Below are 21,313 nucleotides of genomic sequence, written 5' to 3'. Positions count from 1 at the left end.
TCAATGGCGTGAACGATAGCGGTTGACGTCGTTTGGCAAGATGGCAGTGCCCTGATTGCCCCACGCGTTGCGAATATAGGTAACGACTGCCGCGACTTCTTCATCCGTCATCGACTGGCCGAATGGCGGCATGCCGTATGGGCGCGGATTGCCGCCGGTGCTTGGCGCATAACCGCCGTACAGCACCATGCGTATGGCATTGGTGGCGACTGGCGTGGTGATGGCGCGGCTGCCGGCCAGCGCCGGATAAATCGACGGCACACCTTTGCCGGATGCCTGATGGCAGCTGATGCATTGATCTTCATACAGCTTGGCGCCAGCATCGATCATCGCCTGCTTGCTTTCTTCGCGCATGGTTTCAGCGGCCACCAGTGGTGCGGCGCTTTGTTGCGGCAAGGATTTCAGGTAGCCCGCCAGCGCATGTGCATCGTCCTTGTGCATGTGCTGCAAACTGCCTGCAACGACTTCAGCCATCGGGCCGCTGACGGAACGCTGCGGTGCCACGCCGGTTTTCATCAGGGCTGCCAGGTGTTCGACTTCCCAATTGCCGAGACTGGTTTCCTTGTCGCCGTTCAATGGAGGTGCGTACCAGTTCAGGACCGGAATCATGCCGCCGCCGAGTTCGCTTTTCATATCTGTACCGCCGAAGGAATCACGCGGCGAATGGCAGGCGCTGCAATGACCTAAACCTTGTGCCAGATAGGCGCCGCGATTCCATTCCACCGATTGCTTGTCCTCATTCGCATATTGACCGGGGCGGAAATACAGCGCGCGCCACACATATAACAGCGCGCGATTGTCGTAAGGGAAGCGCAATTCAGGCGCAATATTTTTTTTCTGTACCGTCGGCAAGGTTTGCAGATAGGCGAAGATTGCATCCGAATCGGCGCGCGTGACTCTGGTGTAATTCGTGTACGGGAAGGCCGGGTACAGCAGACTGCCGTCTTTCGATTTGCCATCGTGCATGGCTTGCCAGAAATCGGCATTGCTCCATTTGCCGAGGCCGGTTTCTGCATCCGGCGTCAGGTTGGAAGTGTAGATGTTGCCGAAGGGCGTGGGAACGGCGCGGCCGCCGGCATAGGATTCGCCGCCACGTGCAGTATGGCAGCTCATGCAATTGCCGATGCGTGCCAGATATTCGCCCTGCCTGATTTGTTCATCGGGATTGGCCGGCGGCACCGATGGCTGATCCAGATCGGGATTGCGGTTGCCCAGGATGAGCCAGATGGCGGCAATGATCAGGACGGTCAACAACAGCGCTAGGGTGCGCCACACATATTTTCGTTTCATCGTTTTCGTTGTTTCTGCGTTTTGCTTTTACGGTGCCAGCTTGCCGCATTCCAGCGGGAGTCTGGTTTTGAGTGCAGGAGCCGGCGATGCATCGGCCGGTACACGCTGCTCGGATAGCCAGGCAGTGACGGCACTGATGTCGGTCGCACTCATTTTCTTCACGATCTCTGCCATGCAATCCGGTGCGGCGGCATGACGCGTGCCGATTTTCCAGGCACCGATCTGACCCAGCAGATAGTCGCGCGGCAAGCCGATCAGGCCGGGAATCGCCGGTGCAGTGCCAGTCATTTTTGCGCTGTGGCAGGCGACGCAGGCAGGGATGCCTTTGGCCTTGTCGCCATCATGCACGAGCACGCGACCACGTTCGCGTTCGACCGGATTCGATTGCGTAGGCTGCGGCTCCGGATACGGCGGATGCTGGTCAGAAAAATATTGGGCAATCTCGCGCAGATAGGCATCCGACATGTTTTCCAGCATCGCCGTCATGACCGGATACGTGCGTTTGCCGTCGCGGAAATTGATCAGCTGGTTATATAGATAGCCGGCCGGCTTGCCAGCAATGCGCGGGTAATAGCCATCGCTGCCGGCGCGGCCTTCCTTGCCGTGACAGACGACGCAGGCGGCGACGCGTTGGGCGATGGTGTCGGGAATCTTGCCAGCGTCAACGCCGGCGGCGCCAGCGCTGCCCAGCATGAAACAAGAGATGACGATGGATGTGGCGAACGTGAAGTAGGTGGCGCGCATGGTGAACAGATCACTCATTTTATGGGTTTCCAGGCAAACGCCGGCTTGGCGACTTTGTACATTTTTTGATAATAATCTTCAAGCACACTACGGTAATCCGATGTGTTGCGGCGCTGCTGCTGATTGAATTTTCACCATGATACTGCAAGGGTAAAGGCGAACGTCCGTTTTATCCAGAATCAGAAAGGGAATAAAAAACCGGAGCAGTTTGAAAAAACGATATTGGAATCGGATCAAATTGATTCGATGCGCACGCTTGAAGTCTTCACGCGTTTTGTACCAGTTGGCCTAGTGTTGCCAGTGCGGCTTCGGTGCGTGCATCCCATGTATGACCGTAATTCAGGCGTATGCAATTGCTAAAACCCTGATGTGCAGAAAAAATCGGCCCCGGTGCAATGCTGATGCCGTGCGATAGCGCTTGCCGGTGCAGCGTCAAGGCATTGACCGCCTGCGGTAATTCCACCCACAGAAAATAACCGCCCTTGGGTCGCGTAGCTTGTGTGCCAGGCGGGAAGTAGCGCGCGATGGCTTCCATGAATTGCGTTTGCTGCAGCGCTAGCGTGTGTCGCAACTGGCGTAAGTGCCGGTCGTAGCCGCCTTTTTCCAGATAGGTGGCGAGCGCCGCCTGTGCCGGTGCCGAGGCGGCCAGCGTGGTGGTTAATTTGTGGCGGGCGACAGCGCGTGTATAGCGTCCCGGCGCCGCCCAGCCGACGCGATAGCCGGGCGCCAGGCATTTGGAAAACGACGAGCAGTGCATGACCAGGCCTTTGGTATCGTAGGCTTTGGCAGGCGTCGGCCGCTTGTCGCCGAAATACAGTTCGCCATATACATCGTCTTCGATCAGCGGGATGTCGTGCTGCGATAGCAAGGCCACCAGATCGCGTTTCTTTTCATCCGGCATCAGGCTGCCGAGCGGATTCTGGAAGTTGGTCATCAGCCAGCAGGCTTTCGGCTGGTGCCGTTCCAGCACGCGTGCCAGTGCTGCGAGATCCATGCCTTCGCGCGGATGGGTCGGCACTTCTATCGCCTGCAAGCCATTACGCTCCAGCGATTGCAGTGCTGCGTAAAAGGTTGGCGACTCAACCAGTACCGCGTCGCCGGGGCGCGTGACTGCCATCAGACACAGATTCAGGGCATCGAGCGCGCCGTTGGTGATGACGATTTCATCGGGCTGCACATGCAGGCCATCGGTCAGATAACGCAAGGCGATCTGGCGGCGCAATTGCGGATTGCCCGGTGTCAGGTCATCGACCGTGCTCCACGGGTCGAGTTGCTGCACGCTGGATGCCATGGCTTTTGCCAGTCGCGCCAGCGGGAACAGCAGGGGGCTGGGAAAGGCGGAGCCGAGCGGCACCACGTCACGCATTTTGGATGATTCCAGTACTTCAAACACAAGTTCGCTGATATCGACCGGAGAGGAATCTTCATCCGGTTGCGACGCCTGTTCCGGTTCCGGCGGCAATTTGCGGACATCGCCGACCACGTAATAACCGGAGCGCTCGCGCGCACGAATCAGGCCGCGCGCTTCCAGCAGGTAATACGCCTGGAATACTGTCGATGGACTGACGGCGCGACTGGCACTCGCTTGTCGCACGGACGGCAGGCGGTCGCCCAAGCGGAGTACGCCCTCCTGTATGGATAGGGCAATATCGGCGGCCAGCGTTTCGTACAGTTTCATGCAGTCTGTCTTTATCTGGAAGAGTGGTAGCGTACTTTCATGTCGCGGGCTGCGTGCATGATAAGACATTATTCAGACTCCCCGCCGCACAGTGGACTACAATGACGCCTGAAGCAGGCCAAGACAACCGCTGGCTGTCATTTCGGTGATGGCGGGAGGAAGGTCCGGACTCCATAGAGCAGGGTGACGGTTAACGGCCGTCCGCCGCGAGGCGAGGAATAGGGCCACAGAGACGAGCGTATTAAGTTACGGTGAAACGCGGTAACCTCCACCTGGAGCAATTTCAAATAGGCACGCGTTGACGTTGCTCGCGGAGCGTGCGGGTAGAAAGCTTGAGCCGTGGAGTAATTCACGGCCTAGAGGAATGGTTGTCATAGCAAATGGGCTTGCTCATTTGCCGTAACAGAATCCGGCCTATCGGCTTGCTTCAACTTATACAAAGGCGGTGCGATTGTTCGCACCGCCTTTTTCTTTGTGCAAGGCCCTTGTTGCGGTCGAAGTGCAATTGCCTTGTACGTGCAAAATCTTGTCATTCAATGCAACACACGATGCTGATAAGGTAAGCTAGATCGACATGCACGTTCGATGCATGATTTTAATAAAAGGAATTTCCATGAATTTGCACATTACTCTGGGCCCTCTGGTTTCCCTCATTGCAGGCGTTTTGATCTTATTGATGCCCCGTCTGCTGAATTTGATCGTGGCTATCTACCTGATTGTCATCGGCTTGATCGGCTTGTTCGGCACCGGCGCGTTCTTGAAGTAAGGGATCTGGCGGAACTGACACACGCGTTTTGCGTGATTGTTTTATCGTATTGACTACGTTGCTAGAGAAATGAGGCAATCATGACTATCCGGATAGCGTTTTTGTTCATTTGCACGCTGCTTCTTTCAAATACGCATGCGGCCGATATATACCAGTGGGTAGATGAGAACGGACGTACGCAGGTCTCCGATGTCGTGCCCGCACGGTATAAAAACGTGGCAACCAAGGTTGATACCAGCGCGTCGGAGTTGACTGAAAGCCAGCGTCAGGAAGCACGGACGCGTGCTGAGCGGGAAAAACAAAAGGCAAAAGAGGCTGCTCAGGCAATGCAGCCTGCCAGTCCGGTGCCCAGTGCCGGTCAGTTGACCCCGTCTTCTGGTATGCGCGAGACAGAATGCGAAGCATTGATGCGCGCCTATCGCGAGAGTCAGGAGTGTTTCGCACCTTTCGTATTCCGTGGGCCGGATGGCCGCCCGCGCCGAGGCGGTCGTGTGCGGGAAGAGGCATTTCTCTATTGCACCTCAGTTCCAGATCCCTCGCAGCAATGTGGGTCGCCGCCCCAGTATTTGGAGCCCTGAAAGCAAGTACGTAGGCTTGGAGAAATGCGGGGATGCTATTTCGTGTCTGACTAATCCCGACCTCAGACCGTTGCACCATTTCCCCGCTTTGTGTTGCGATATGCCGATAAAGCAGCACATGTTCAAGCTCATCACATAAATTCGCAGGAACTTCCTCCCCCTCTTTTACTGAATAAACACATGTGTTTATTTGATGTGTCACTTTCACTGTCAATCATAAGTGCTTAATTCTTAGAGCTATTTAACAAATGTGTTGCGTCAATGTAATGCGCTAAGTCATTGACTTCATTGAAAAAATCCTTGTTTTGGGGCCTGAATATCGCTTGACCGCGTATACAGCATCCTCTAAAGTGGGCAGCAGTGTGAAAAAGTGTTTATTTGTGGGTGTTTTTAGCCGCAAACAAAATGCACCTCACCATGCAATGCATACTAAAAAAGGATTTCAGGGTGTTTCAAGGCGCGTCTTCTCTCAATCTCGATGCTAAAGGCCGGATGACTATTCCAGCACGGCATCGCGACGCATTGCTTTTGCAATGCGAGGGGCGCATCACCCTGACCAAACATCCTGACGGTTGTTTGCTTCTCTTCCCGCGTCCTGTATGGGAAAAGCGTCGCGAGGAGATTGCCAAATGGCCGATTGCCGCACGTTCCTGGCAACGCATCTTTCTCGGTAATGCCTCCGATGTCGATTTCGACAGTGCCGGTCGCATCCTGATCGCGCCTGAGCTGCGTACCGCAGCCGGTCTGACGCGTGACGTGATGATGATGGGCATGGGTGGTCATTTTGAAATATGGGATGCGGCCAAGCTGGCTGAGAGCGAGTCGGATGCGATCGCTGCCGGTATGCCCGATGTACTAAACGATTTTTCCTTCTGACGCCGTGATGAATGTAGAAGCGGTGCAGCAATACCAGCACCGTACGGTGCTGCTGGAGGAGGCGGTCGATGCGCTGGCGCTGGACGGGGAACGTGCCAATGGCATGTACATCGATGGCACCTTCGGACGGGGCGGTCATAGTCGCCTCATTTTGCAGCATCTGGGTGAAAACGGCTGCCTGCTGGCGTTCGACAAGGATACGCAGGCGATTGCGAATGCCGCCACGATAGAAGACAAGCGTTTCGCTATCGTGCACGACAGTTTTGCAACCTTGAGTACGGCATTGGCAGATCGCGGTATAGCGCAGGTGAATGGGGTGTTGCTGGATCTGGGGATATCATCGCCGCAGGTCGATGATGCGGCGCGTGGTTTCAGTTTTCGTGCGGATGGCCCTCTGGACATGCGCATGGATACGACCAGAGGCATATCGGCAGCGGAATGGCTGGCAACGGAAACTGAACAAAAAATCGAGAAAGTGATACGAGAATATGGGGAAGAACGGTTTGCTTTTCAGATTGCAAAGGCGATTGTTGCTGGCAGGGCAGTCCAGCCAATTTCAAGCACACGACAGCTTGCCGAGATCGTGGCACGCGCCGTTAAAACCCGCGAGAAGGGCAAAGACCCGGCCACTCGTACCTTTCAGGCTATCCGGATTTTCATCAATCAGGAGCTTGAAGAACTCGAAGTAGTACTGAACGAGGCATATCGGCATCTGGCCCCGCATGGGAGATTGGTTGTGATCAGCTTTCATTCTCTGGAAGATCGCATCGTTAAACAGTTCATGGCTAGCAAAGCCAATGTGCCGCAGCCGGACCGCCGCCTGCCGATTCGTGCTGTTGATCTGCCGCAACCTGAAATGAAACTGATTGCCCGGGTAAAACCTTCGGCGGCTGAAATCAGCGCCAATCCGCGCGCGCGTTCGGCTGTGATGCGTGTCGCCGAACGTCTGCCGACTCCCGGAGTGGCGTCATGAGCGGGCGCATCAGTTTTTTTCTCACCTGCATTCTGGTCGTGTGCGCCTTGTCGGTGGTGAATGCGCACTATCAATTCCGCCGTCTGTTCATCGAACTTGAGCGTGCGCAGGCGCAGGCGCGTCAGTTGGATATCGAATGGTCGCAACTGCAGCTTGATCAATCCACGCTGGGCAAGCATTCCCGCATCGAATTCAATGCGCGTCGCGATTTGCACATGGTGCCGGTGTCGCCTGCCAGTACGCAATACCTGACGACGGGGGGGAAATGACGCGCACTACATCGCGCACTTCCCGCACCGCCGCATCCAAAGGCGTGCCGTTCGCTTCCAATCCGGTGCTGGCAACGAAGCTGCCGGCCTGGCGTTCGCGCGTTGTACTGTTTCTGATTTTCGCCGCCTTTCTGGCCTTGGCCGGACGTGCGCTCTGGTTGCAGGGCATGTCGACCGATTTCCTGCAAAAGCAGGGTGCTTCGCGTTATGCGCGCACGCTGGAATTGCCGGCTACACGCGGCAAGATTACCGATCGCAACGGTCAGGTGCTGGCTTCTTCGATTCCGGTGCGCGCAGTGTGGGCGATTCCGGACGATGTGCTGGAAGCACCCAAGGAAAAACTGCAGGCATTGGCAAAACTGCTGGATATGAGCGAGCGCGATCTGCGCCGCAAGCTGGATTCGGATCGCAGCTTCGTTTATCTGAAGCGCCAGGTTGAGCTGGATACCGTCGACAAGATACTCAAGCTCGGCATTGCCGGCATCGATACCCGCAAGGAATACAAGCGCTACTACCCGGAAGGTGAAGTCATGGCGCATATCGTCGGCTTTACCAATGTGGAAGACAAGGGACAGGAAGGCATGGAGCTGGCGTTCCAGAAAACCCTGGTCGGCGTCACCGGGAATCGTCGCGTCATCAAGGACAGGTTGGGACGTATCGTCGAAGATATTGAATCGGTGCGCGAGCCGCACGATGGCAAGGATCTGACCCTGTCTATCGACAGCAAGATTCAGTACATTGCATTCTCGGCATTAAAAGAGGCGGTTGAACTGCATAAGGCAAAAGCCGGCGGGATCGTCGTGCTCGATGCGAAAACCGGCGAAGTGCTGGCATTGGCCAATTTACCGACCTACAATCCAAATAACCGCTCGGTGCTGACCGGCGCGCAATTGCGCAATCGCGTATTGACCGATACCTTCGAGCCAGGCTCGACACTCAAGCCTTTCACCATCGCACTGGCGCTGGAAAACAAGCACATCACGCCGAACACGATGATCCAGACTGCGCCGGGAAGAATGACTATCGGCACGGCCACTATTGGCGATGCACATGCCGGCGGATTGTTGTCCGTGTCGCAGGTGATAGAAAAATCATCCAACATCGGTACCGCCAAGATCGCGCTGGAAATGCAACCGCAGGAAATGTGGGACATGTTTACTTCGGTCGGATTCGGGCAGCAGCCAAAAGTCGGCTTCCCCGGCGCGGTGGCCGGTCGTGTGCGCCCATACAAATCGTGGCGGCCTATCGAACAGGCAACCATGAGCTACGGCCATGGCATTTCTACTTCCTTGCTACAGGTCGCACACGCTTACATGATTTTTGCGCGCGATGGCGAAATGATCCCGCTGACCTTTCAGCGCTCCAGCGACCAACCCATCAGTCAGCGCGTGATCAGTGAAAAAAATGCGCGCCTGACGCGCGGCATGCTGGAGATGGCTGCCGGTCCGACCGGTACTGCACCGCGGGCGCAGGTGCCGGGTTATCGCGTAGCCGGTAAAACCGGTACTGCTTACAAGATTGAAAAGGGGAAATACGTAAAAAAATACGTAGCGTCTTTCGTCGGCTTCGCGCCGGTTTCCGATCCGCGCATCATCGTTGCGGTGATGGTCGATGAACCGAGTGTCGGCAAGCATTACGGCGGTCAGGTTGCTGCCCCGATATTTTCGACGGTGACGGCGAACGCATTACGTTCGATGAACGTAGCGCCTGATTCCAGCGTCACCAACATCATCATTCCGGTCGATGCCGCTCAGGAGAACATGTAATGTCCGCCCTGACGAACACCGCATTGACGGAAATTTTCGCATGGTTGCAAGCTGCGGCGCCAGCGGCCGAATTGGCCTCCGATTCGCGCAGCATAGGAAAAGGCGATGTCTTCCTTGCCTATCCAGGCGATGAAGCGGATGGTCGTGCCTATATTTCCGATGCCATCGAACGCGGTGCGCAAGCCATCCTGTATGACGCGGCCGGCTGCAACTGGGATGAAGAATGGAATGTGCCGCATCTGGCCGTTGACAATCTGAGAGCGTGCGCGGGCTTCATCGCCGCTGCCTATTACGGCCATCCGGATCGCGCGATGTTTACCGTTGGCATCACCGGCACCAATGGCAAAACCTCGTGCAGTCAATGGCTGGGCAATGCCTTGTCGCGTTTGGGGCAGCCGACTGCCGTGATCGGTACGCTAGGCGTGGGCATATTCAAGCATGGCGAACACGGCGCCTTCAATGTCACCGGCTACACCACACCGGATGCCGTGCTGCTGCAGCGCGAACTGGTGAATATGCGTCATGCGGGTGCTACTGCGCTGGCGATTGAAGCATCGTCGATCGGCTTGCATCAGGGACGCTTGTCCGGCATGCATTTCGATATGGCCCTGTTCACCAATTTCACCCGCGATCATCTGGACTATCACGGCGATATGGCGGCTTATGAAGCAGCCAAGACGATGCTGTTCGACTGGCCGGACTTGCGTCACGCAGTGGTGAATCTGGACGACGCCCTGGGTGTGAGTCTGGTCGAACGTTTGAAACGCAGGCAGCCTAGCATCGGCATCACCGGTTATACATTGACGAATCAAAGCGCTGCGGATATCGACCTGCTCAACGCCAGCGATATACGCAGCACGCATGCCGGCACCAGCTTCCAGCTCACATCGAAGTTCGGTGTGACGCAGCTTAAAACGCAGTTGGTCGGCGAATTCAATGTCAGCAATGTGCTGGGCCTTATCGGCATCCTGCTGGCAAAGGGCATCGCCTTGAGCAATGTGGTCACAGCAGTCGAGGCGCTGACATCCGTTCCCGGCCGCATGCAGCAACTCGGCGGCGGTGAAGCGCCGCTGGTCGTGATCGATTACGCACATACGCCGGACGCACTGGAAAAAACCCTGGCAACCCTGCGCGAGGTGGCAAACGAGCGCGGCGGTGCATTGTGGTGCGTATTCGGCTGCGGCGGCGATCGCGATGCAGGCAAGCGTCCGCAAATGGGCAAGGCAGCCATGGCTGCGGATCACATCATCGTGACCAGCGACAATCCGCGTCACGAAGAGCCGGCCAGCATCATTGCGCAAATTGTGGCCGGTATGGATGCCGGGAAAAATGCGCCGCACATCATGGAAGATCGTGCGAAGGCGATTCTGTATGCAGGCCGGCATGCAGCAAAACAGGATGTCATCCTGCTGGCCGGCAAAGGCCACGAGGCGTATCAGGAAATCAAGGGACGCAAGCAGCCTTTCCTTGATGCCGATCATGCGGCACTGGCTTTGTCTGCGCGCGTGATGCAGGGAGCGAACTGATGAAAGCCACCTTGAATCTGCTCCAGACCGCGATCAGGAATTCGACCGTGACCAGCGATGCCGCATTCGACGGCGTGTCGACCGACAGTCGCAATGTCGCCGCCGGCAATTTGTTCGTCGCCTTGCGCGGCGAACGTTTCGATGCGCATGCTTTCCTGCCGCAAGTGGCAGAACGCAAGGTCGCTGCTGTCGTTGCGGAAACAATTCCGGCCGGCTTGAATGTTCCTGCACTGATCGTGCCGGATACACGCATTGCGCTCGGCGAGATGGCTAGCTACTGGCGCCGGCAATTCAACTTGCCGTTGATAGGCGTGACCGGCAGCAATGGCAAGACCACCGTCAAGGAAATGATCGCCGCGATTCTCGATGCCGCGTTCGGTACTGACAATTATCTGGCGACGCGCGGCAACTTCAATAACGACATCGGCGTGCCGTTGACGCTGATGCGTTTGAATGCAACTTGCAAGGCAGCAGTGATTGAGCTGGGCATGAATCATCCCGGCGAAATCGCCGTGCTGTCGGCGATTGCGCAGCCAACTGTAGGACTGGTGAATAACGCGCAGCGCGAGCATCAGGAATTCATGGAAAGCGTGGAAGCTGTCGCGAAGGAAAATGGCGCAGTACTTGCCAGCTTGCCGGCAGATGACACGGCCGTGTTTCCGGCTGACGATCCATTTACGCCGCTGTGGCGTGGATACGCAGCACAGCGCAAGACGTTGACTTTCGGTTTTTCAGCCGATGCGGATGTGCGTTGCACTTATACCGCTAACGTGTTCGGCAGTGATATGTCGGTCACTGCAGACAAGCAAAAATTTACCATCGCACTATCGGCTGCCGGTGTGCACAACGTGCGTAATGCGCTGGCCGCGATTGCCTGCACACTGGCAATCGGTATTGCACCGGAGGCGATCGTGCGTGGCCTGCAAGCCTTTGCGCCGGTCAGCGGACGCCTGCAACGCAAGATTGCCGCCAGTGGCGCATTGGTGATCGACGATACCTACAACGCCAATCCGGATTCGGTGCGTGCAGCCATCGATGTGCTGGCGCAAACGGCATCGCCGCGCATTCTGGTGCTGGGCGATATGGGCGAAGTCGGCAACGATGGCCGTCAATATCACGAAGAAATCGGCGCCTATGCGCGCGCCAACGGGATTGAACATGTGCTCACGCTGGGTGAACTGGCGCGTCATACCGCCAGTGCATTCGGTGCCGGCGCGCAGCATTACGACAACGTGGAAACATTAAACGACGCACTCGCAGCGATCTTCGCGGCAGATGCAACGGTGCTGGTGAAAGGATCGCGTTTCATGAAAATGGAGCGCGTGGTTCAGCATCTACTCGGACAACAAACTCAGGAAGCCCACTAATATGCTGCTCTGGCTGGCACAACATTTCCAGGATGAAATCGGACCGTTGCGGGTCTTCAATTTCATTACCTTTCGCGCCGTGTTTGCGACCTTGACGGCGCTGGCTATCGGTCTGTTTTTCGGCCCAATGGTCATCCGCATGCTGCAGCGCCTGAAGGTCGGGCAAGCTGTGCGTACCGACGGGCCGCAAACGCATCTGATCAAAAGCGGTACGCCGACGATGGGTGGCGTATTGATTTTGCTGGCGATTGGTATTTCGACGCTGCTGTGGACCGATCTCAGCAATCGTTTCGTCTGGGTTGTGCTGATCGTGACGCTGGGTTTCGGCGCCGTGGGCTGGGTCGATGATTACCGCAAGGTGGTCTACAAGGATCCCAAGGGCATGGCCTCGCGTGAAAAATACATGTGGCAATCGATTATCGGTTTGTTCGCGGCTGTCTATCTGGCGTTTTCCGTTTCTGCGCCGAGCAATTCGCAATTCCTCGATCTGTTCGTCGCCTGGGTGCAATCGGGTTTCAGCATGGACTTGCCGCCGAAAGCGGATTTGATCGTGCCATTCTTCAAAACCATCAGCTATCCGCTGGGTGTCTGGGGCTTTATCGCACTGACGTATTTCGTCATCGTCGGCACCAGCAATGCAGTCAACCTGACTGACGGTCTGGATGGCTTGGCGATCATGCCGACCGTGATGGTCGGCACGGCACTGGGCTTGTTTGCCTACCTGACCGGCAGTGCGAATTACGCAAAATATCTGTTCATTCCGCATATCCCGGGCGCTGGCGAACTGATCATTTTCTGCGGTGCGATGGCAGGCGCAGGCCTGGCTTTTCTCTGGTTCAACGCACATCCGGCGCAAGTGTTCATGGGCGATGTAGGCGCACTGGCGCTGGGCGGCGCGCTCGGCACCATTGCCGTCATCGTGCGGCAGGAAATCGTGCTCTTCATCATGGGCGGCGTGTTCGTGGTGGAAACGCTGTCGGTGATGATTCAGGTGGCCTACTTTAAATATACGAAGATGCGCACCGGCACCGGCCGCCGCATCTTGCTGATGGCGCCGCTGCACCACCACTTTGAACAAAAAGGCTGGAAGGAAACGCAAGTTGTCGTGCGTTTCTGGATCATCACGATGATGCTGGTGCTGTTCGGTTTATCCACATTGAAATTACGCTAAGCGTATTAGAGAACCATATAAAGATGAATTACGCAGGTAAACATGTTCTGGTGCTGGGGCTCGGTGAATCCGGGCTGGCGATGGCGCAGTGGCTGGTCCGCTGCGGCGCGTCGCTGCGCGTGGCGGATACGCGCGCGCAACCGGATCGTTTGCCGCAATTGCGTGAACTGGCGCCGACGGCGGAATTCATTGCCGGCACTTTCGATGCTGCATTGCTCGATGGTATCGATTTCGTTGCCGTCAGCCCGGGCCTGATGCCTGAGCGTGAACTGGCGGCGCTCATTCCTGCTGCGGAGGAAAAGGAAATTCCGCTGTGGGGTGAAATCGAATTGTTTGCGCAGGCGCTGGCGGCGCTGAAGGAAGAAAAAAATTACGCGCCGAAAGTCATCGCGATTACCGGCACCAATGGCAAGACGACCGTCACCAGTCTGGTCGGCTTGTTGTGTCAGCGCGCCGGATTGAGCGTGCAGGTCGCCGGCAACATCAGTCCGGCCGCACTGGACAGGCTCGATCAGGCGGTGGCCGACGATCAATTGCCGCAAGTGTGGGTGCTGGAATTGTCGAGCTTCCAGTTGCACTTTACTTATAGCCTGCAGGCAGATGTGGCGACGGTATTGAATCTGACGCAAGATCATCTGGACTGGCATGGTGATATGGCTGCCTATGCTGATGACAAGGCGCGCATTTTCGGCAGCAACACGGTACGCGTACTCAATCGCGACGATGGCCGGGTCATGCAAATGGCTTTGCCATCTGCTGCCGTCATTACTTTCGGCGCCGATGAAGCAGAGCAGGCGAATTGCTTTGGCCTGGCCGATGAAAACGGCATGCGCTGGCTGTCGGTAGCCGTAGCGGAAGAAGAGCTGCCGCAAAAACGCCGCAAGAAAGAGAACGTCGAACTGGCGATCTCGACGAAAAAATTGATGCCGGTGGACGCACTCAAAATCCGCGGTCAGCACAATGCAATCAATGCCTTGTCAGCGCTGGCTCTGTGTCGCGCGATCGGCTTGTCGTTTGCGCAATTGCTGCATGGCTTGCGCGAATATCATGGCGAACCGCATCGCGTCGAGCACGTGATGACGATCGTCGGCGTCGATTATTACGATGACAGCAAAGGCACCAATGTGGGTGCGACGGTCGCTGCATTGAATGGTTTGGGCGTCAGCCAGGATGGCGCTACCCAGCATCTGGTGTTGATCGCGGGCGGCGATGGCAAGGGACAGGATTTTTCACCGCTGGCCGATCCGGTTGCGAAATATGCGCGCGCCGTTGTGTTGATCGGCAAGGATGCGGCAATTATCCGTGCTGCGATTGCAGCTACCGGAGTTGAACTGATCGATTGCACGACGCTGGAAGAGGCGACGCAGAAGGCGGCAGAGCTGGCGCAGACTGGCGACGCCGTGTTGCTGTCGCCGGCCTGCGCCAGTCTCGATATGTTCAGGAATTATGCGCATCGCGCGCAGGTGTTTGTCGATGCGGTGCGCGAAATCGGTTTGTCGCGTGGCGAGGTTGCACTATGAAATTCGCCTTCCCATCATTCTCCGGAGCAGCGGCAAAAAAAGCCGTGACCAGTCTCGACCAGCGCTCGAAGATGATGGCCTACGACCAGCCTTTGGTATGGGTCGTGGTGTTGCTGATGCTGTTTGGCATGGTGATGGTGTATTCGGCTTCGATCTCCTTGCCCGATTCGCCCAAGTACGCACGTTACGACAATGCGCATTTCGTGACGCGGCAGGCGATGTTTATCAGCGTATCGCTGATTGCCGGTTTGCTCGCTTTCCGCGTGCGGATGGAAACCTGGCAGAAACTTGCGCCTTACCTGTTCGTTGCGACGCTGATTCTGCTGGTGCTGGTACTGGTGCCTGGCGTCGGCAAGGGCGTCAACGGTGCGCGTCGCTGGCTGTCATTCAAGGTTTTCAATCTGCAGCCGTCTGAATTGATGAAATTGTTCGTCGTGCTGTACGCCGCCGATTACACGGTGCGCAAGCAGCAGGTGATGCACAAGCTGACCAAGGGTTTCATGCCGATGACGCTGGCGATCGGCTTCGTCGGCTTGCTGTTGTTGCTGGAACCGGATCTGGGCGCCTTTGGCGTGATCGTCTGCATCGCGATGGGCATTCTGTTCTTGGGCGGCATCAACGGTATCTGGTTCGGCGGCATAGGCGCGACGCTGGTCGGTATTTTCAGCATGGTGATCCTGCTGTCGCCGTGGCGCCGCGAGCGCATTTTTGCGTATCTGAATCCGTGGGAAGAAGAAAACGCACTCGGCAAGGCATATCAATTGTCGCATTCGCTGATCGCGTTCGGGCGCGGCGAGTTGTTCGGTGTCGGCTTGGGCGGCAGTGTTGAAAAACTGCATTACCTGCCGGAAGCGCATACCGATTTTCTGTTGGCAGTGATCGGTGAAGAACTTGGTTTTATCGGCGTTTTTGTGGTGATCGCGCTGTTCTACTGGATCATCAAGCGCTCGTTTGAAATCGGCCGACAGGCGATTGCGATGGATTTGACCTTCGCCGGCCTGGTCGCCAAGGGAATCGGTATCTGGATCGGCGTGCAGGCTTTCATCAATATGGGCGTCAATCTCGGCCTGCTGCCGACCAAGGGTTTGACCTTGCCGCTGATGAGCTACGGCGGTTCCGGCGTGCTGATCAATTGCATAGGCCTGGCGATTCTGTTGCGCATCGATTACGAGAACCGAGTGTTGATGAGGGGCGGCCGTATATGAAAAAGCTGCTGATCATGGCAGCCGGTACCGGCGGCCACATTTTCCCGGGTCTGGCGATTGCCGACACGATGCAGGCGCGCGGCTGGGAAGTGACGTGGCTGGGCACCGAGCACGGCATGGAGCGCGATCTGGTGCCGAAGAGCGGTATTGCGATGGACACGATTGCCTTTTCCGGTTTGCGTGGCAAAGGCTTGCGCCATACGGTAACTGGCGTGTTCCGCCTGCTGGCCAGTTTCGGTACCTGCTTCTCGATTCTGGCGCGGCGCAAGCCCGGCGTCGTACTGGGTATGGGTGGTTACGTGACGGTGCCGGGTGGCTGGATGGCGAAATTGCGCGGCGTGCCGCTGGTATTGCTGAATGCCGATGCCGCCTTGCTGTTATCGAACAAAACGCTGACGCCGATTGCGCAGCGTGTGTTGTTCGGTTTCCCTGCAGATTTTGGCAACGCTGCGGACAAGGCACTGGTGACAGGTAATCCGGTGCGTGCAGAAATCAGTGCGCTGATGCCGCCGGCACAGCGCTATGCGCAGCACAGCGGTGCCTTGAAAATTCTGGTGGTGGGCGGCAGTCTGGGCGCGCAGGCATTGAATGCGGCACTGCCGGCAGCACTGGCCTTGATCCCGACGGAGCAACGTCCGCTGGTGACGCATCAGTCCGGCAAGAAAAATATCGATGACTTGCGTGCGCGCTATGCGCAAGCCGAAGTGGCGGCGGAAGTGGTGGATTTTATCGACGACATGCCGCGTCGCTATGCGGATGCGGATCTGGTGATCTGCCGCGCGGGTGCCATCACCGTTTCCGAGTTGACGGCCGCCGGTGTTGCCAGCGTACTGGTGCCTTTGCTGGTATCGACCACCACGCATCAGCGCGACAACGCGCGCTGGATGGAGCAGCAACAGGCGGCGATTCATTTGCCGCAAAGCGGATTGACGGCGCAAGGTCTGGCGGACCTGCTGCAAAACATGACGCGTGAAAAATGTAAACAGATGGCCGAAGCAGCGTATGCAAACGGCCGGCGCGATGCGAATGCCGCCATCGCCGATGTACTTGAAAAGTTAGTGAAAAACACATGAAGCACAAAGTCAAAAATATCCATTTCGTCGGTATCGGCGGCAGCGGGATGAGCGGCATCGCAGAGGTGTTGCTGAATCTCGGCTACACCATTTCCGGCTCCGATCTGGGCAGCAATGCGGCGACGCGCCGCCTGGTTGAGCTGGGCGCCAAGGTGACACTCGGACATGCAGCAGAAAACATCGCCAGTGCCGATGCGATCGTGACATCGACCGCAGTGCAGCAGGACAATCCGGAAGTGGTTGCGGCGCGTGAAAAACATATCCCTATCGTGCCGCGCGCGATGATGCTGGCCGAACTGATGCGTTTGCGACGTGGCATTGCGATTGCCGGCACGCATGGCAAGACCACGACGACCAGCCTGGTCGCCAGCGTATTGGCCGAAGGCGGGCTGGACCCGACGTTCGTGATCGGCGGCTTGCTGAACAGCGCAGGCGCCAATGCCAAACTCGGTACCGGTGAATTCATCGTGGCGGAAGCGGATGAATCCGATGCTTCTTTCCTGAATCTGTCGCCGGTGATTGAAGTCATCACGAATATCGATGCCGATCATATGGAAACGTATGAACACGACTTTGAAAAACTCAAGCAAGCCTTCGTCGAATTCACGCAGCGCCTGCCGTTTTACGGTGTCGCGGTGCTGTGTCTGGACGATGCGACCGTGCGCGAAATCATGCCGCGCATTTCCAAGCTGATCACGACTTATGGTTTTCATGAAGATGCCATGGTGCGCGCTGTCGATGCCAAAGCGGTGAACGGCCATATGCAGTTCACGGTCATTCAGGATGGTTATGCACCTATGCAGGTGAGCCTGAATCAGCCCGGCATGCATAACGTGCAGAACGCTTGCGCCGCAATTGCGATTGCACGCGAATTGGGTGTGTCCGATCATGCAACGCAAAAAGCGCTGACCGAATTCAATGGTGTGGGACGCCGCTTTACGCGCTATGGAGAAATAAGCATTCCGGCTGTCAACGACAAACCTTCTGGCTCGTTTGCCTTGGTGGACGATTACGGCCATCACCCGGTGGAAACGGCAGCCACGATCTCCGCAGCGCGAGGCGCTTATCCGGGTCGCCGGCTGGTGCTGGCATTTCAGCCGCATCGATATACCCGCACACGCGATCTGTTCGAGGATTTCGTCAAGGTGTTATCGACGACCGACATGTTGTTGCTGGCAGAAGTTTATGCGGCCGGCGAACAGCCTATCGTTGCCGCCGACGGTCGTACGCTGGCGCATGCGCTGCGTGTGGCGGGCAAGGTCGATCCGGTATTCGTTGAGCACATAGTCGACATGCCGGCAACCATCATGAACATCGTCAGGGATGGCGATGTCGTGATTACGATGGGTGCAGGTTCGATCAGCGGTGTACCGGCCAAGTTGAAGCAGATGCAGGATCAGGTATAAACATGACGACAACAGTACAAAATTTGAAAGCGGAATTCGGCAAGGTCGGCGTGCTGTTCGGCGGCCGTTCTGCCGAGCGCGAAGTCTCGCTGATGTCGGGCAAGGGGGTGCTGGCGGCGCTGCAAAGCAAAGGCGTGGATGCACATGCCTTCGATCCGGCCGAGCGCAGTCTGGCTGAATTGGCAGCGGAGAAATTCGATCGCGTGTTCATAGCCTTGCACGGCAGCTATGGCGAAGACGGCACCTTGCAGGGCGCGCTGGAGCAATTGGGCATTCCGTACACCGGCCCGGGCGTGATGGCGTCGGCTATCTCGATGGATAAAGTGATGACCAAGCGCGTCTGCCTGAGTCATGGCGTGCCTACACCCAAGTTTACAGTGCTGGATGCAGAGACGACCAGTGCCGCACAGTTGCAATCGGTAGCAGCGGAATTCGGTTTGCCGCTGATGCTGAAAGCACCGCATGAAGGATCGACCATCGGTATTGCCAAGGTCGAAACGGCGGATGGCATGCAGGCCGGTTTTGACTTGTGCGCAAAGTACGAGACGGTGGTGTTGGTCGAGCAGTTCGTCAAGGGACGCGAGCTGACGGTGCCGGTGATCGGCAGCGGTCGCAACGCACGCGCCTTGCCCATCGTCGAGATACGCGCGCCGCAAGGCAACTACGATTACGAACACAAGTACTTCAGCAACGATACCGAATACCTGTGCCCGGCGCCTTTTGACGAAGCTTTCACGAAACGCGTGCAGGCATTGGCAGTCAGTGCATTCAATGCGGTGGGCTGCACTGGCTGGTCGCGCGTCGATTTCATGGTGCGCGAATCGGACAATGAGCCTTTCCTGCTGGAGATCAATACGTCGCCCGGCATGACCAGCCATTCGCTGGTACCGATGTCGGCCAAGGTGGCAGGCACCGGTTATGAGGATTTGTGCATAGAGATTTTGCGGTCCGCAAAAACCGAATTGAAACCGTCATCAAACAAGCAGTTACAAGAACAGGGACGATAGAGCGCGCTATGTGGCAAGACATCAAAATGCTGAATGCAACCGCCAATGCCCTGTTCGGGCTGGTTGCGCTCGCATTGATTTCCGCCTGCCTGTGGTGGGTCGCGCAAAGACCGTATTTTACGTTGAAGGTTATCCGCATCGAGGGCGCGGAACAGGCGCAATTGCGCCACATTAATCCGCTCACGGTGCGCAGTACGGCTTTGTCGCGCATCAAGGGAAATTTTTTCACTGCGAATCTGGAGTCGGTACGGCAGGCGTTTGAAGCCGTACCGTGGGTGCGCAAGGCGACCGTGCGTCGCGAATGGCCGAACCGTTTGACAGTGACGCTGGAAGAGCACACGCCGCTTGGTACCTGGGGCGAAGATGGACGGCTGCTGTCGACGAAAGGCGATGTATTTACCGCCAATCTGGCCGAAGCGGAAGAGGATGCGGAGCTGCTGGCATTCAACGGCCCGCTGGGCAGCGAGAAGGAAGTAGTCGCCAGGCTGAACGATTTGAATGCCTGGTTTGCGCCGATTGATGTCACGGCGGAATCGCTGCATCTGTCCGGACGCTATGCGTGGACGGTGAAGTTGAGCAATGGCGTGACGGTGGAGTTGGGCAGGGAAAAAAGCAGTACGACCTTGAAGGAACGTGTGGAGCGCTTGGTGGGAATTTATCCGCAATTGCTTGCACGCTTGCAGGACAGAATTGAAAGTATCGATATGCGTTATCCGAACGGTTTGGCCTTGCAGGCGCAAGGACTGAAAGTCGGATCTGAGAGTAAAAAAAAGTAAGCGGAAAAACATGACAAAAGACGCAAAAAACCTGATCGTTGGCCTCGACATCGGCACTTCAAAAGTAGTGGCCGTGGTGGCAGAGGTGATGCCGAATGGACGCCACGAGGTGATCGGTCTGGGCCAGCACGAATCGCGCGGTTTGAAGAAAGGCGTGGTCGTCAATATCGAGGCGACAGTCGAATCGATACAGCGTGCGCTGGAAGAAGCCGAATTGATGGCGGACTGCAAGATACGCAATGTGTTTACCGGCATTGCCGGCAATCACATACGCAGCTTCAATTCCAGCGGCATGGTAGCGATCAAGGACAAGGAAGTCACGGCGACCGATGTTGCACGCGTGATTGAAACGGCGAAGGCGGTCAACATCCCGACCGATCAGCAATTGCTGCACACGGTGCCGCAGGAATTCATCGTCGACAATCAGGAAGATGTGCGTGAACCAATCGGCATGAGCGGCATCCGACTCGAAGTCAAGGTGCACATCGTCACCGGCGCGGTTTCTGCAGTGCAGAACATCGTCAAATGCATACGTCGTTGCGGACTGGAAGTATCCGATCTGATTTTGCAGCCGATGGCATCGGCCGAAGCGGTGTTGACGCCGGATGAAAAAGAACTGGGCGTGGTGCTGATCGATATCGGTGGCGGCACGACAGATGTGGCGATTTTCACCGAAGGTGCGATTCGTCATACCGCGGTGATTCCGATTGCCGGCGACCAGATCACCAATGACATTGCAATGGCAGTGCGCACGCCGACGGCGGAAGCAGAAGAAATCAAGCTGCGTTACGGCATGGCCAAGCAGGTGCTGGCCGATCCGGGCGAAACGCTGGAAGTGCCTGGTCTGGGTGATCGCGGCACGCGCGCCTTGTCGCGTCAGGCGCTGGCGGCCGTCATCGAACCGCGCATCGAAGAACTGTTTTCGCTGGTGCATCAGGTGGTGCGCGAATCCGGTTACGAAGAAGTACTGTCGTCCGGCATCGTGCTGACCGGCGGCACTTCGATGATGCCGGGCATGGTGGAGCTGGCAGAAGATATTTTCCTGAAACCTGCGCGTTTGGGTACGCCCGAATACAACGGTCAACTGGCAGATGTAGTACGTAGTCCGCGTTATGCAACGGTGTTGGGTTTGTTACTGGAAGCGAAGAAGCAGTATTTGCGCGGACATATCGTCACGCGTCAGGATGGATCGGCGACCGCTATTTTCCGTCGCATGAAGGAATGGTTCCTGGGTAATTTTTAAGTTTTTGTTTTTAAGTTCAGTTATTTGTTTTTTTAAATTTTAATTTTGTATTAACCCGCAGTTAGCAGTTGCTAGTCGT

19 protein-coding genes and 1 other RNA gene are annotated in these 21,313 nt (G+C 56.7%); 17 read left to right on the top strand and 3 right to left on the bottom strand.

Features of this window, described 5'->3' with window-relative positions:
- The 3 genes from ACIQW9_RS09415 to ACIQW9_RS09405 all read right to left on the bottom strand — a co-directional run bounded on the left by ACIQW9_RS09415 (position 1) and on the right by ACIQW9_RS09405 (position 3,712).
- Positions 1 to 1,290, bottom strand: a complete 1,290-nt coding sequence (locus tag ACIQW9_RS09415; protein WP_402335825.1) for a c-type cytochrome — start codon at positions 1,288 to 1,290, stop codon at positions 1 to 3.
- Positions 1,291 to 1,317: 27 nt separating this feature from the next.
- On the bottom strand, positions 1,318 to 1,983 hold the full coding sequence (locus tag ACIQW9_RS09410; RefSeq protein ID WP_402337974.1) for a c-type cytochrome: 666 nt from the start codon (positions 1,981 to 1,983) through the stop codon (positions 1,318 to 1,320).
- A gap of 316 nt (positions 1,984 to 2,299) precedes the next feature.
- Positions 2,300 to 3,712, bottom strand: a complete 1,413-nt coding sequence (locus ACIQW9_RS09405; RefSeq protein ID WP_402335823.1) for a PLP-dependent aminotransferase family protein — start codon at positions 3,710 to 3,712, stop codon at positions 2,300 to 2,302.
- A 110-nt stretch (positions 3,713 to 3,822) separates the two neighbouring features.
- Between ACIQW9_RS09405 and rnpB the strand changes: the two genes are divergently transcribed.
- The 17 genes from rnpB (at position 3,823) to ftsA (ending at position 21,234) form a co-directional block, all read left to right on the top strand.
- Positions 3,823 to 4,145: RNase P RNA component class A (gene rnpB / locus ACIQW9_RS09400), an RNA gene on the top strand.
- Positions 4,146 to 4,325: 180 nt separating this feature from the next.
- Positions 4,326 to 4,478, top strand: a complete 153-nt coding sequence (locus ACIQW9_RS09395; protein WP_011872192.1) for a DUF3096 domain-containing protein — start codon at positions 4,326 to 4,328, stop codon at positions 4,476 to 4,478.
- 80 nt (positions 4,479 to 4,558) lie between these two features.
- Complete coding sequence (locus ACIQW9_RS09390; RefSeq protein ID WP_402335820.1) at positions 4,559 to 5,056, top strand: DUF4124 domain-containing protein; 498 nt, start codon at positions 4,559 to 4,561, stop codon at positions 5,054 to 5,056.
- 447 nt (positions 5,057 to 5,503) lie between these two features.
- Positions 5,504 to 5,932: a division/cell wall cluster transcriptional repressor MraZ gene (gene mraZ, locus ACIQW9_RS09385; RefSeq protein WP_402337971.1), complete on the top strand. Its 429-nt coding sequence runs from the start codon at positions 5,504 to 5,506 to the stop codon at positions 5,930 to 5,932.
- A gap of 7 nt (positions 5,933 to 5,939) precedes the next feature.
- Positions 5,940 to 6,905, top strand: a complete 966-nt coding sequence (gene rsmH / locus ACIQW9_RS09380) for a 16S rRNA (cytosine(1402)-N(4))-methyltransferase RsmH (RefSeq protein WP_402337968.1) — start codon at positions 5,940 to 5,942, stop codon at positions 6,903 to 6,905.
- The gene (ftsL, locus tag ACIQW9_RS09375) at positions 6,902 to 7,174 is read left to right on the top strand and encodes a cell division protein FtsL (RefSeq protein WP_402335817.1); all 273 of its coding nucleotides are present in this window, start codon (positions 6,902 to 6,904) and stop codon (positions 7,172 to 7,174) included. The genes rsmH and ftsL overlap by 4 nt, the downstream gene beginning before the upstream one ends.
- The gene (locus tag ACIQW9_RS09370; RefSeq protein WP_402335814.1) at positions 7,171 to 8,940 is read left to right on the top strand and encodes a peptidoglycan D,D-transpeptidase FtsI family protein; all 1,770 of its coding nucleotides are present in this window, start codon (positions 7,171 to 7,173) and stop codon (positions 8,938 to 8,940) included. Before ftsL ends, ACIQW9_RS09370 begins: the two co-directional genes overlap by 4 nt.
- The gene (locus ACIQW9_RS09365) at positions 8,940 to 10,466 is read left to right on the top strand and encodes a UDP-N-acetylmuramoyl-L-alanyl-D-glutamate--2,6-diaminopimelate ligase (protein WP_402335811.1); all 1,527 of its coding nucleotides are present in this window, start codon (positions 8,940 to 8,942) and stop codon (positions 10,464 to 10,466) included. The genes ACIQW9_RS09370 and ACIQW9_RS09365 overlap by 1 nt, the downstream gene beginning before the upstream one ends.
- Positions 10,466 to 11,833, top strand: coding sequence for a UDP-N-acetylmuramoyl-tripeptide--D-alanyl-D-alanine ligase (gene murF, locus ACIQW9_RS09360; protein WP_402335808.1), 1,368 nt, complete (start codon positions 10,466 to 10,468; stop codon positions 11,831 to 11,833). The genes ACIQW9_RS09365 and murF overlap by 1 nt, the downstream gene beginning before the upstream one ends.
- A gap of 1 nt (position 11,834) precedes the next feature.
- A complete protein-coding gene (gene mraY / locus ACIQW9_RS09355; RefSeq protein WP_402335806.1) occupies positions 11,835 to 13,004 on the top strand; it encodes a phospho-N-acetylmuramoyl-pentapeptide-transferase in 1,170 nt (389 codons plus the stop codon).
- 23 nt (positions 13,005 to 13,027) lie between these two features.
- Positions 13,028 to 14,524 carry a UDP-N-acetylmuramoyl-L-alanine--D-glutamate ligase gene (murD, locus tag ACIQW9_RS09350; protein WP_402335804.1) on the top strand — a complete coding sequence of 499 codons (1,497 nt, stop codon included), beginning with the start codon at positions 13,028 to 13,030 and terminating at the stop codon, positions 14,522 to 14,524.
- Complete coding sequence (ftsW, locus tag ACIQW9_RS09345) at positions 14,521 to 15,729, top strand: putative lipid II flippase FtsW (RefSeq protein ID WP_402335802.1); 1,209 nt, start codon at positions 14,521 to 14,523, stop codon at positions 15,727 to 15,729. Before murD ends, ftsW begins: the two co-directional genes overlap by 4 nt.
- A complete protein-coding gene (murG, locus tag ACIQW9_RS09340; protein WP_402335799.1) occupies positions 15,726 to 16,802 on the top strand; it encodes an undecaprenyldiphospho-muramoylpentapeptide beta-N-acetylglucosaminyltransferase in 1,077 nt (358 codons plus the stop codon). The genes ftsW and murG overlap by 4 nt, the downstream gene beginning before the upstream one ends.
- Entirely contained in the window at positions 16,799 to 18,208 is a 1,410-nt protein-coding gene (gene murC / locus ACIQW9_RS09335) for a UDP-N-acetylmuramate--L-alanine ligase (protein WP_402335797.1), read from the top strand. The genes murG and murC overlap by 4 nt, the downstream gene beginning before the upstream one ends.
- A gap of 2 nt (positions 18,209 to 18,210) precedes the next feature.
- Positions 18,211 to 19,215: a D-alanine--D-alanine ligase gene (locus ACIQW9_RS09330; RefSeq protein ID WP_402335794.1), complete on the top strand. Its 1,005-nt coding sequence runs from the start codon at positions 18,211 to 18,213 to the stop codon at positions 19,213 to 19,215.
- Between the two features lie 8 nt (positions 19,216 to 19,223).
- Entirely contained in the window at positions 19,224 to 19,991 is a 768-nt protein-coding gene (locus tag ACIQW9_RS09325) for a cell division protein FtsQ/DivIB (protein WP_402335791.1), read from the top strand.
- A 10-nt stretch (positions 19,992 to 20,001) separates the two neighbouring features.
- Positions 20,002 to 21,234 (top strand): cell division protein FtsA, encoded by a 1,233-nt coding sequence (gene ftsA / locus ACIQW9_RS09320; protein ID WP_353153086.1) that lies wholly within the window; start codon positions 20,002 to 20,004, stop codon positions 21,232 to 21,234.
- Positions 21,235 to 21,313: the final 79 nt, after the last annotated feature.

Origin of the sequence: Herminiimonas sp. NPDC097707, from assembly GCF_044761395.1 — a bacterium.
Taxonomy (GTDB): Bacteria; Pseudomonadota; Gammaproteobacteria; order Burkholderiales; family Burkholderiaceae_D; genus Oxalicibacterium.
The sequence above is the reverse complement of the archived record's forward strand: the minus strand, read 5'-3'. Positions and strand labels throughout refer to the sequence as shown.